A 12013-nucleotide genomic window follows, 5' to 3' on the forward strand; every position below is an offset into this window, starting at 1 on the left:
TTACCCTGTCTCGAAGAACGTCTAGCCACCTTCGAGGAGCAGCATGCCGCCGCCGTACCGCCTCTTCCGGATCACCGCCGTAGCCGAGGCGCTCTCCTGGACCGGACTCCTGATCGGCATGTACCTGAAGTACATTCCGGAGACCACCGAGGCCGGGGTCTGGTTGTTCGGCCGGCTGCACGGTGCGCTGTTCGTCGCCTACCTGGTGGCGACGCTCTGGGTGGCCCGGGTCGAGCGCTGGTCGCTGCCGCGCACCGCGGTGGGACTGCTGGCGTCGATCCCGCCGCTGTTCACCGTGCTCTTCGAGCGCTGGGTGGCCCGCCGCCGCCCGGTTCTCGAAGGAGCGTCCGCGGCCACGTCGTCCGTGGAGGCCTGACCGATGGCCGGCGGACTGGTAGCCCTGCTGGACGACGTCGCGGTGCTGGCCCGCGCCGCGGCGGCGTCCATCGACGACATCGGTGCGGCCGCCGCCAAGGCGAGCACCAAGGCGGCCGGTGTCGTGATCGACGACGCCGCCGTCACCCCGCAGTACGTACGCGGCCTGGCCGCCAAGCGCGAGCTGCCGATCATCCGGAAGATCGCCCTCGGCTCGCTGCGCAACAAGTTCCTGATCATCCTGCCGGTGATCCTGGTGCTCAGCCAGTTCGTCGAGTGGATGCTCACCCCGATCCTGATGGTCGGCGGCGCCTACCTCTGCTTCGAGGGCGCCGAGAAGGTCTGGGCGAAGATCGCCCACCACGAGGCTCCCGGCGAGGAGGCCGCCAAGGACGAGAAGTCCCTGGTCTCCGGGGCGGTCCGGACCGACCTGATCCTGTCCGCCGAGATCATGGTGATCACCCTCAACGAGGTGATCGACCAGCCGTTCTTCGCCCGGCTGGCGATCCTGGCAGTGGTCGCGCTGATCATGACCGTGGTCGTCTACGGCGCCGTCGCCCTGATCGTCAAGATGGACGACGCCGGCCTGCGCCTGGCCGAGCAGCGCTCCGGAGCCATCGCCGGCCTCGGCCGCGGCCTGGTCAAGGCGATGCCGATGGTGTTGACCGCACTGACCGTGATCGGCACCGCCGCGATGCTGTGGGTGGGTGGCCACATCCTGCTCGTCGGCACCGACGAGCTCGGCCTGCACCTGCTCTACGAGGCCGTGCACCACGCCGAGGAAGCCGCCCATGACGCCACCGGCCCGCTCGGCGGCCTGGTCGGCTGGCTGGTCAACACGATCGCGAGCGCCATCCTGGGTCTGCTGGTGGGCGCCCTGCTGGTGCTGATCATCACCCTGACCCTGCACCGCCGGTCCGCCGAACCGCACGCCGAGCCGGCCGCTCCCGCCGACCGCCCGGACACCCCCGAGCGGAGCACCTGACCCGGGCCGGAAAAGAAACGGGCTGCCCCACCCGGGGCAGGGCGGGGCAGCCCATCGACGGCGGTATCCCCCGTGGTCCGCCGTGGTCCAGGTGCAGGGGAGGCCGCCCGTCGTCCAAGTCTCACTTCGACGTTCCGATTCCCCCGTACGCTCCGCGTAACCGGACCGAAGGGCGAGCCTTTCCCTGCAACGCGACCAATACTCACGGCTGGACCTTGCGCGAAGCATGCAAGACTTGGCCCGGTCCTTGTAGAAATCTTGAATGTCCTGGTGAGGACGGAGGTCCGTTGACGGCGGAGTTCGGTGTGCTCGGCGCGGTGGAAGCGAAGGTCGCCGGAAAAGCGGTCGATCTCGGACATGCCCGGCAGAGCAGTGTGCTTGCCGTGTTGCTCGTGGAGGCGGGGCGGCCGGTCACGGTGGACCAGCTGGTCGACCGGGTCTGGGGCGAGGACGCGCCGCAGCGGGCCACCGCCGCGCTCTACAGCTACCTGTCCCGGCTGCGCCGGGCCGTGGCGGGGGCGACCGAGGTCGGGATCGAGCGCCGGCCGGGCGGCTATGTGCTGACCGCCGATCCGCTTTCGGTGGATCTGCACCGCTTTCGCAAGCTTGTCACGCAGGCGCGCTCCACCGAGCCCGATCGGGCCGCCGCCGAACACAGCACGCGGGCCCTTGCCCTGTGGCGGGGCGATCCGTTCGCCGGCCTGGAGACTCCCTGGCTGTCCGCGATGCGGCAGTCCCTGCTGGACGAGCGGTTCGCCGCCGAACTCGACCACAACGACACGCTGCTGCGGCTCGGCCGGCACAGCGAGTTGCTGCCCGCGCTGTCCGCCGCGGTGGCCGGGCACCCGCTCGACGAGCGGCTGGCCGAGCAGCTGATGCTCGCCCTCTACCGGTGCGGGCGGCAGGCCGACGCCGACGAGCAGTACCGCCGGATCCGCCGCAGCCTCGCCGACGAGCTGGGCAGCGACCCCGGCGCCGGGCTGCGCCGACTGCACGAGCGTATCCTCGCCGCCGACCCGGCCCTCGACGTGGCGGTGCCGTCGCCGCCGGTCACCGTGCCGGTGCCGGCGCGGGCGAACGTGCCCGCCCAACTGCCCGCCGACGTGCGCGCGTTCACCGGCCGTACGGGGGAGCTCGCCGCCCTCGACCGTTCGCTGGCGCCGGACGGCGACGAGCCCCCACTGACCGTCGTGCTTCTTTCCGGTACGGCCGGGGTCGGCAAGTCCGCCCTCGCGATCCGCTGGGCGCACCGGGTCCGCGACGCGTTCCCGGACGGCCAGTTGTACGTCAACCTGCGCGGCTACGACTCGGAACAGCCGGTCGCGGTCGGTGACGCGCTCGCCGGCTTCCTGAGCGCGCTGGGCGTGTCCGGCTCGGCGATCCCGCCCGGCGTCGAGGAACGGGCCGGCCGCTACCGCTCCGAGCTGACCGGCCGCCGCATGCTGGTGCTGCTCGACAACGCGTCCTCGGTGGAGCAGGTGCGGCCGCTGCTGCCCGGCACCGGCTCCTGCCTGGTGCTGATCACCAGCCGCGACTCGCTGCCCGGCATGGTGGCGATCCACGGTGCGGAGCGGGTCAACCTGGATCTGCTGCCGCTCGGCGACGCGGTGGCGCTGCTCGGCCGGCTGATCGGCGGCCGGGTCGCCCGCGAACCGGCGGTCGCCGCGGACCTGGCCGCGGCCTGCGCCCGGTTGCCGCTGGCGCTGCGGATCGCCGCCGAGCTGGCCGCCGCCCGCACCGACGTCACCCTCGCCGAGCTGGTCGAGGAGCTGGGTGACCACCGGCTGCGGCTCGACCTGCTCGACGCGGGCGACCCGCGGGCCGAGGTCCGGGCGGTGTTCAGCTGGTCCTACCAGAACCTGCCGGCCGACGCGGCGCGGATGTTCCGGCTGCTCGGCCTGCATCCGGGCGACAGTGTGCACGTCGACGCGGTGGCCGCGCTGACCGGCAGCGGCGCCGGCGAGGCCCGGCGGCTGCTGGGCGTGCTGGTGCGGGCCAGCCTGGTGCAGGCGGGCCGGGGCGGCCGCTACGGCATGCACGATCTACTGCGGGCGTACGCCGCGGAACTCGCCGCCGAGCACGATCCCGAACCGGCGCGCCGGGCCGCGCTGACCCGCCTGTTCGAGCACTACCTGGCCGGGTCGGTGGCGGCGATGAACATCCTCTACCCGGACCGGGAACCGGCCGCCGGCGATCCGGAGGCGGCCCGGAACTGGATCGAGGCGGAACGGCCCAACCTGGCCGCGACCTGCACGTACGGGGCCGCGCACGGCTGGCATCGACTGGCCGTGGAGCTGGCCGGCACGCTGTTCCGCTATCTCGACGCGGGCGGCCCGGTGGCCGAGGCGGCCACCGTCACCGCCGCGGCCGTGGCGGCCGCGGTGGCCCTGGGCGACCGGCCGGCGCAGGCTCGCGCACTGTCCGATCTGGGCCGGTTGCACCGTCGGCAGGGCCGGCTGGACGAAGCGGCCCGGACCTACCGCCAGGCCCTGGATCTTTACGCCGACCTGGGCGAACGTGCCGCCGAGGCGGTGGCGCTGCGCAACCTCGGCAGCGTGCACTGGCGGTTGGGGGACTATCGGCGGGCGGCCGAGCACTACCGCCGGGCCGAGGAGCACTACCGGCAGCTCGGCGACGACAGCGGGCAGGCCGACGCGTCGGTGCGGCTCGGCCTGGTGGACGCCCGGCTCGGCGACGAGGCGCAGGCGGCGGCGCGGCTCCGGTCGGCGCTGGAGCTCTACACGGGGCTGGGGGACCGGTTCAGTGAGGCGTACGTCATCTCGCTGCTCGCCCGGCTCTCGCAGAAGCCGGCGGATCTCGCGGCGGCCGCCGATCACCTGGAACACAGCCTGGCCGCCGTGCGCCAGGCCGGGGACCGCACCGCCGAGGCCTACGTGCTGACCGATCTCGCCGCGGTGTACGCCCGGGACCACCGGCTGGCCGAGGCGGCGGATCTGCTGCGCCGCGCCCTGGTGCTGCTGCGCCGGATCGGGGACCGGGCCAGTGAGGCGGAGGCGCTCAACGATCTCGGCGAGGTGCTGGGGGCCGCCGGCGACGGGGCCGGGGCGCGCGCCCAGCATGAGCAGGCGCTGATTCTGGCGGGGGAGATCGGCGACCGTTACGAGCAGGCCCGCGCGCATGACGGCCTGGGTGCGGACCACGCCCGGCGGCTGTTCGCCGACCTGGCGGTCCCGGCCGCGGCGGGCTGGTGAGCGGGGCCGGTGATTAGGGGCGGTGATCAGGGGCGGGTGACTCCGCTGATCCACAGCACGGTGATCGGGCGGCCCTGCTTGCGGGCGTAGCTCACCACGTCGGCGGTTCCGCCCAGGCCCCGGGCCGGGAGGCCGTCCCACACCGCGAAGAGGTGGTCGCAACTGTCCACGAGGGCGTGGCCGGCGGCGAGGTAGGCCTGGTCGCTGGGCTCCGGATAGGGCAGCGTGGTCACTTTCCGGGCGGCGCGGCGCAGGTCCTCGAACCGGGACCGGCTCTCGTCGGCCAGCAGCGAGCCGGCGTAGCCCTCGCAGGGCACGATCGCCTCCAGGGTGCCACCGGCCGCCAGCACGTGGCTGGCGAACAGTTGGTCGGCGCCGTCGGCGAGGCTCGACACCCCGTGCAGGCCCGCGCTGGGCAGCACCCGGTCCCAGTGCCGGACCGCGCGATCGGCGATGCGCGGCGGCAGAACCCGATGACCTGTGACACCGAACCGCACATCGACCTCCGTACCCGGGCTCGTCAAGGTGACGATGCCCGGAGACGATACGATCTCTCGCCTTTGCGTGTGAGCCGGAGGCATGCACAATCTGTGGTCGCAGTACGTGCCGTCTAGCGGGGGAACTCAATGACCTTCGATGGGTTCATTTCGTACAGTCATGCTGCCGACGGTCGGCTCGCGCCCGCCGTGCAGCGTGGTCTGCACCGTCTGGGCAAGCCCTGGCATCGACGTCGCGCGCTGTGGATCTTCCGGGACCAGACCGGTCTGGCGGTGACGCCGGGGCTGTGGTCGTCCATCCAGACCGCCCTCGACGGCTCCCAGTACTTCGTGCTGATGGCCTCGCCGGAGGCGGCCGGCTCGCCGTGGGTCAACCGGGAGATCGAGCACTGGATCGCCACCAAGACGGCGGAGCGCATCCTGCCGGTGGTGACCGACGGCGAATGGGCGTGGGACGCCGAACGCGGCGACTTCGCCGAGAATTCGACGGCGGTGCCGGCCGCGCTGCGTGGGGTGTTCACCGAGGAGCCGTTCTTCCTCGACCTGCGCTGGGCCCGCGGCAGCGAGCACCTGAGCCTGCACCACTCCCGGTTCCGCGACGCGATCGCGCAGCTCGCGGCCCCGATGCACGGACTGAGCAAGGACGAGCTCGAGGGTGAGGACGTCCGCCAGCACCGCCGGGCCAAGCGGCTGCGGTCCGGCGCGGTGGCCACACTGGTCGTACTCGCCCTGATCGCGTCCTTGACCGGATTGTCGGCGGTACGCAACGCCGACCGGGCCAAGACGGCGGCGGCCGAGGCCCTGCGCCAGACCCAGGTGGCCAACGAGCAGCGGGACAGCGCCAAACGCTCGGCCGAGGACGCCCGCGTCCAGCAGCAACTGGCCCGGCAGCAGCAGGACCGCGCGACCCGGGCGGCGGCCGACGCCAAACAGGCCGAGCGGCAGGCGCAGGCCCAGCAGGCGCTCGCCGACCAGGCGGCGGCCGACGCGAAACGCCAGCGCAAGCTGGCCGACCAGGCCACCGAGCGCAAGCAGGAACAGCAGCAGCTGGCCCGGGAGGCGGCCGAGCGGGCGCGGTCGGCGCAGAAGGAGGCCGACCGGCTGGCGGCCGTCGCGGCCGACAAGCAGCGGATCGCCAAGGAGGCCGCCGCGCAGGCCGACAAGCAGCTGCGCATCGCGGTCAGCCGGCGACTGATCAATCAGGCCGGGACGACGGTGGCCGACGACCCGAGGACCGCCCTGATGCTCGGGGCGGCGGCGCAGACGATCAACCCGGACGCGACCACTCGCGGCCAGCTGTCCGGCCTGCTCACCGCGACCAGCTTCGTCGGCTCGATCGACGGCCTGGGCCGTACGGTGGCCGGGCCGGCCGGCCTCCTGGCCGGGGTCGGCGGCGACGGCCTCGTGCAGCTGTGGGACGTGGCCGACCCGCGCAAGCCGTTCCGGCTCGCCGTGCTCGGCGACAAGACCGCCGACACCCCGGCGTTCAGCCCGGACGGGCGGACCGTGGCCTTCATCAACACCGACGACCTGGCGGTCCTGTGGAACATCGCGGACCGGTCGCACCCGTCCCGCATCGCGGTGCTGCCCGACGAGGACACCGTCACCGCCACCGCCTTCACCCCGGACGGGGCCACATACATCACCGCCGACTGGGGCGGCAACATCGATCTGTACGACATCACCGACCGGATGCACCCCGAACAGATCAGCACCAAGCGGGCCTTCCCCAACCACCGGGTCGACGAGATGGCGGTCAGCTCGCGGGGGCTGCTCATCGTGGTCCAGCAGATCTACACCTCGCACATCGACGTGTCCGATCCGTACTTCCCGGTCAACGCGCCGGTGGTGATGGGCTACCCCGGTGGGGCGATGACGTTCACCCGGGACGGGACGCTCCTGGCCGTCGCGGGTGCCGGCGCCTCGGTGAGCCTCTACGACGCGACCGCGACGGTCCCCTGGACCGAGGCCGACCTCATGCGGGCCCCCGTGGCCACCGCGCCTCCGCCGACGACCACCGCCCCCACTCCCACGAGCACCGTGGTGCGCACGCCGCCGGGTCCGGTGCCGACCCTCGAGCCGGACTACGCGCCGTACGACACCTTCAACGGCCTGGGCGACGGCATCCGCTCGGTGGCGTTCAGCCCGGACGGAACCATGGTGGCCGCCGCCGACAGCAACGGCACGGCGAAGGTGTGGAACCTGCTGCATCCCGCGGCGGCCAACACCATGCAGGCCCGCGGCCCGATCCGCACGGTGTCCTTCGATCCGACCGGCAAGATGCTGATCACCGGCGACGACTCGGGCACGACGACCATCTGGAACGTACGGCCGCCCGGCGCCCCGGACTCGCTCGCCACCCTCACCGTCCCGGACGGCAAGGCGCGGGCCACCGCCTTCCGCCCGGACGGCCGCTCCCTGCTGGTCGCCCGGTCGGGTGGCAAGGCGAGCATGTGGAACACCACCGACCCGGCCCGGCCGGTGCGCGGCGACGACCTGACGCTGCGCGGCGCGGCGGTCGGCGCGGTGGCGTTCAGCGCGGACAACAGCGTGGTGGCGACCATCGCCACCGCCGACGGTGCGCTCACGGTGTCCGACACCCGGGGGGCGGGCCGGGCGACGACGCTGGCCACCCTGCCGAACGGGGGCGGGCTGCAGTTCAGCCCGGACGCTCGGACGCTCGCGGTGTTCGCCGACAACAGCACGCTGATGCTGTGGGACTTGGCCGACCGCGCCCGGCCCACGCTGCTCGCCAGGCTGACCGGGGCCGCGTTCAACATGCGGGCGGCGTTCAGCCCGGACGGGCGCACGCTGGCCACCACCGGCAGCGACAGCACCATCACGCTGTGGAACGTGGCCAACCGGGCCGCCCCCGCCCGGCTGGCCACCATCGCCGGTCTCAGCGGCCCGGCGAACGCGCTCGCCTTCCGCCCCGGTGGGCGTTACCTGGCCAGCGGTGACTCGGACAGCAAGGTGGTGATGTGGAACGTCGCCGATCCGGCCCGCCCGCTCCGCCTCGGCACGATGCTCGGCCAGGCGAGCTCGGTGAATGCGGTGGCATTCAGCGCCGACGGCCGCACTCTGGTGACCGGTGACGCGCAGGGCGAGTCCATCCTGTGGGACACCACCGTCCCCGACGGGCCGGTCCTGCTGTCCCGGACCCGGACCAACTCCATCTACCCGGTGATCGGGTCGGCGTTCCGGCCCGACGGCGACACGATGGCGGTCACCATCCAGCCGAACACCTCGTCCGCGACGGTGACGCTGTGGAGCGTCAAGAACCTGAACGCCCTGCGGGCCGACCCGGGCAAGTTCGCCTGCACCGTCACCGGTCGCGGACTGACCAAGGACGAATGGGCCCGCTACGTCCCGGACCTCGGTTACCGGAAGACCTGCTGACCGGGCGGCACCCCGGCACCGGTCAGCGGCGCACCGGATAACGCAGGTGAAGCACCCGGGTGCCGGCCACCACGTCCGGGTCGGCCAGCAGGTGCTGCGCGTCGACCGACCCGAAGTAGCGCTTGCCGGACCCGAACACCACCGGCACGACGTCCATCCGCACCTCGTCGACCAGGCCCGCGGCAAGCACCTGGCCACCGACGTCACCGGCGGCGACCTCGACCGTACGGTCGCCGGCGAGCTCGCGGGCCTTGGCCACGGCCGCCTCGACGCCGTCGACGAAGTGGAACGGCGCCCCGGGGTCCCAGCCCTCGGGTGGCGGCCGATGGGTCACGACGACCACGTGGTCGATCGCGCCCGGCGGCTTGCCGTCCCAGCCGTCGGTCAGGTCGAAGACGTGGCGGCCGACGACGGTCACCCCGATCTGGTCCCAGTACGCCCGGGTGTAGTCGTAGGACGTCTGCGAGACCTTCAGCACCCCGCTGTCGTCCAGCGGGACGTCACCGCCGGTCAACCAGTCGAACAGCGGTCCGGGCTGATCGTTCTCGTCGGCGACGAAGCCGTCCACCGACACCGAGCTGTACATGACCACCTTGCCCACGAGCTCTCCTCCGAATCGGGTGGCCCCAAATTAGCGTGGTGCGAGGCGGTTCTCTTGTAAGAAATCAATCGGCCGGCAGCGGCCAGCCGTCCATCACGTGGCCCGGATGCTCCCGCCGGAACCGCTGCCGGACCTCGACGTAGCGGGTCGGGGTGAGCCCGGTGAACGCCCGGAAGTCGTGACCGAAGTGGGCCTGGTCGAAGTAGCCCGCGGCGCCGGCGAGGCCGCCCCAGTCGACCGGGCCGGCCGGGTCGATGGTCAACACGGCGGTGGTGAAGCGGTGGGTGCGGGCCAGCCGCTTCGGCGTGACGCCGATGAGCTCCTTGAACCGCCGCGCCAGGTGAGTGCTGCTGACGCCGGCCGCCGCACTCAGGTCGCCGATCGGCACCGCACCGCCGGTCGCCGCGATGAGGCCGCTCATCCGGCGGACCAGCCCCAGGCCGGCGGTCTCGCGCAGCCGCCGGATCAGTTCGTCCTCGAGCAGCGTCAGCATCTCGTGCGGTGCGCCCGCCGAGGCCAGCCGGTCCCGCAGGGCGGCGACGGCGGGCCGGCCCCAGACCTGCTCCACCGGCACCGGCCGGTCACACAGCTCGGCCGCGGGCATCGGCAGGAACGGCGCCGGCCCCCACGGCTTGAAATGCACGCCGACGGACCGGGTCCCGGGTGGGTAGCCGAACTCCCACGCCTCGGTGGGCACGGTGACGACGCAACCGTCGGCGTAGTCGACCGGCGCCCGGTCGGTGCCGGTGCGGATGCGAAACGGCGGCCCGAGGTTGACGATGAGCAACGCCGCCGGACTCGCCGGCAGCGTCAGCCGGGCGTACGGCGGTGCGCCGGCCAGGTAGTAGAGGTCGTCGATCAGCCCGGCCAGCGGCGGTCGCGGCGCTCTGGACAGGTATTCCACGCGCCCAGCATGACCGGTCGGGGCGCGCTAGGGCCGCAAGCCGGCGAAGAAGCGGGTCAGGGCGGCCGCGTCGGTGCGCGACTCCGGCGGCAGGGGGGTGGGCGTCGGGTTGTCCTCGCGCATGGCGAAGACCGGGGCGGCCGGCGGAAGCAGGGCGAGGAACCACAGCATGGTGTCGGCCCACAGCTCGGCGGAGCCGTCGCTCAGGGCCAGCACACCGGTCTCGGAATAGCTGCCGCCGTGGGTGTCGCCGTCGGCCAGGGGGATCTCGAAGTCCAGGGCCATCGCCGAGGTGACCCGGGACTCGGTGAGGCGCAGCGGGGCGTCGGGGTAGCGCTCGCGCAGCCTGGTCCGCAACGTCGTGGCCGGCAGAGGCCACGCGTGCCCGGGCGGGGCGCCGAGGAAGAGGCCGTCGTCCATGCTACGGAACGTACCGGACGTCGCTCGGCACGTCGTTGCCGGCGGTGAGGAACTGCCAGTAGCTCAGCGTCACCTCGTCGTCCGTGTCGATCTCCAGGTACTGGGCGTGGTTGGCCGGGTTGGCGATCGCCGAACCGTAGTCGCGGACCTCCTTCTCGTCCTTGACCACGGTGAACTTCGTCGCGAACTGCTCCTCGGCCAGGCCCTGCAGGGTGCGGGGGGTGCAGGACGGATCGCGGACGTGCTTCGCGTCGACCAGCGCACCGTCGGTCGAGCGGTAGCCGTCGGCCCACTGCGACGAGCCGTCGGCGCCGTAGACCCGCCGCTCCGGCTGACCGGCGACGCGCACCTGGTAGGCGCGGTCGTCGGGCGTACCGTAATTGGGGTCCCGGGTCGGCAGACCGGCCGCCCAGGCCGCGGCCGCCGCCTGGTCCTGGGCGCTGTAGGGCGGGAAGACCCCGCTCGGCGGAATCGGCGGCAGGGGCGGCACGGTGGCCGGCATCGCGAGCGGAACGCCGGACAACTCCGGGCCCTGGGCCGACGCGCTGTCGGCGGTCGCACCGACCACCGCGACCGTGAGCGCCCCCGTCGCGGCCAGCTTGGCCAGCGTCGACGTGAGCACCGCCTCGGCCTCGGCGACAGCCGCCGCGGCGGCCAGCTCGGCCTCGGCCACGGCGAGCGCGTCGGCGGCCGCGGCCGCCTCGGCGACCAGGGCGGCGTCCCCGGCCGCCGCGGCGGCGTCGGAGCCGCCGAAGGTGAAGACCGTGAGGAGTACGCCGGCGACGGTGATGATGCCGGCACCGACCCCGATCGCGATGAGCGTGGTGCGGCAGTCGTCGATGGCGTCCGCGTACTGGTCGCACATGCGCTGCATCTGGCGGCAAGCCGAGGACAGGTTCTCCATCAGCGGCTGACCGGCGTCGACGGTGGTGCCGCCGGCCGGGTCGGCCGCCCAGATCCGGCGGACGTAGGTGTTGAACGCCGCGATCGTGTCCCCGGAGCAGTGCACCGGCACCGGCGCGGCATGCTTCTCGGCGTTGCGCTGGGCGTCGTCGATCCGGTCGGCGGCCCGGGCCCACACATCGGCGGTGGCGCGCAGGTCGTCGGGGTTGCCCTGCGGCCAGAACCGGCCGATGACCGGGATCTCGTGCACCTCCTTGCTGCCGGTCACCATGGGCAGCGCGGCGGCGGCGTTCTGCGGCTCGCAGTCCGGGCTCGGCGGCGCGGCGAAACCCTGGGTGTCGACGTGCGGGGCGAGCCGGCCGGCGGCGCGCTGATCGGCGGCCAGGAAGTCGACGGCGGTGGCCAGCAGTTTGCTCGCGGTCACCCCGATCGCCTGCCCCGAGTTGCCGACGCCGGTGACGATGGTGCGCGCGGCCGGCTCGTACTTGGCGGCGAACGAGTGCGCGGTGCTGTCGTCGCCCGCCATGCCCGCCGAGACGTGCAGGTCGCCGGCGAGTCCACTCTCGATGGCGTACGTGTAGTCCTTCGTGGCGACCATGTCCACGGCGGCCCGGAACATCACGTCCCGGTCCATGCCGAAGCCGCCGCCACCCCCCGGGTCGGCCAACATCCCGGCAGGATATCGGCACCCGTCGACCCCGACGGGTGACAGATGTC

9 protein-coding genes are annotated in these 12013 nt (G+C 73.1%); 4 read left to right on the forward strand and 5 right to left on the reverse strand.

All coding sequences use genetic code 11. From position 1 onward, the window contains the following. Positions 1 to 43: 43 nt before the first annotated feature. The 3 genes from Afe05nite_RS39335 (at position 44) to Afe05nite_RS39345 (ending at position 4572) form a co-directional block, all read left to right on the forward strand. On the forward strand, positions 44 to 376 hold the full coding sequence (locus Afe05nite_RS39335; RefSeq protein WP_203822425.1) for a DUF3817 domain-containing protein: 333 nt from the start codon (positions 44 to 46) through the stop codon (positions 374 to 376). Between the two features lie 3 nt (positions 377 to 379). Continuing rightward, on the forward strand, positions 380 to 1360 hold the full coding sequence (locus Afe05nite_RS39340) for a DUF808 domain-containing protein (protein WP_203822426.1): 981 nt from the start codon (positions 380 to 382) through the stop codon (positions 1358 to 1360). A 287-nt stretch (positions 1361 to 1647) separates the two neighbouring features. Further along, the gene (locus Afe05nite_RS39345; protein ID WP_203822427.1) at positions 1648 to 4572 is read left to right on the forward strand and encodes an AfsR/SARP family transcriptional regulator; all 2925 of its coding nucleotides are present in this window, start codon (positions 1648 to 1650) and stop codon (positions 4570 to 4572) included. Positions 4573 to 4598: 26 nt separating this feature from the next. Here the strand turns inward: Afe05nite_RS39345 and Afe05nite_RS39350 are convergent, their stop codons facing one another. Further along, positions 4599 to 5069: a hypothetical protein gene (locus Afe05nite_RS39350; RefSeq protein WP_239118553.1), complete on the reverse strand. Its 471-nt coding sequence runs from the start codon at positions 5067 to 5069 to the stop codon at positions 4599 to 4601. 129 nt (positions 5070 to 5198) lie between these two features. Between Afe05nite_RS39350 and Afe05nite_RS39355 the strand changes: the two genes are divergently transcribed. After that, entirely contained in the window at positions 5199 to 8468 is a 3270-nt protein-coding gene (locus Afe05nite_RS39355; RefSeq protein ID WP_203822429.1) for a TIR domain-containing protein, read from the forward strand. Positions 8469 to 8490: 22 nt separating this feature from the next. Here the strand turns inward: Afe05nite_RS39355 and Afe05nite_RS39360 are convergent, their stop codons facing one another. From Afe05nite_RS39360 to Afe05nite_RS39375, 4 genes are all read right to left on the reverse strand, one after another. Further along, positions 8491 to 9069 (reverse strand): dihydrofolate reductase family protein, encoded by a 579-nt coding sequence (locus Afe05nite_RS39360; protein ID WP_203822430.1) that lies wholly within the window; start codon positions 9067 to 9069, stop codon positions 8491 to 8493. Between the two features lie 64 nt (positions 9070 to 9133). Further along, positions 9134 to 9973 (reverse strand): helix-turn-helix domain-containing protein, encoded by an 840-nt coding sequence (locus tag Afe05nite_RS39365; protein ID WP_203822431.1) that lies wholly within the window; start codon positions 9971 to 9973, stop codon positions 9134 to 9136. Positions 9974 to 10000: 27 nt separating this feature from the next. Next, positions 10001 to 10393, reverse strand: a complete 393-nt coding sequence (locus Afe05nite_RS39370; protein WP_203822432.1) for a hypothetical protein — start codon at positions 10391 to 10393, stop codon at positions 10001 to 10003. A gap of 1 nt (position 10394) precedes the next feature. After that, positions 10395 to 11966, reverse strand: a complete 1572-nt coding sequence (locus Afe05nite_RS39375) for a restriction endonuclease fold toxin-2 domain-containing protein (protein WP_203822433.1) — start codon at positions 11964 to 11966, stop codon at positions 10395 to 10397. Between the last annotated feature and the right edge of the window lie 47 nt (positions 11967 to 12013).

Origin of the sequence: Paractinoplanes ferrugineus (genome assembly GCF_016862195.1) — a bacterium.
Taxonomy (GTDB): Bacteria; Actinomycetota; Actinomycetes; order Mycobacteriales; family Micromonosporaceae; genus Actinoplanes; species Actinoplanes ferrugineus.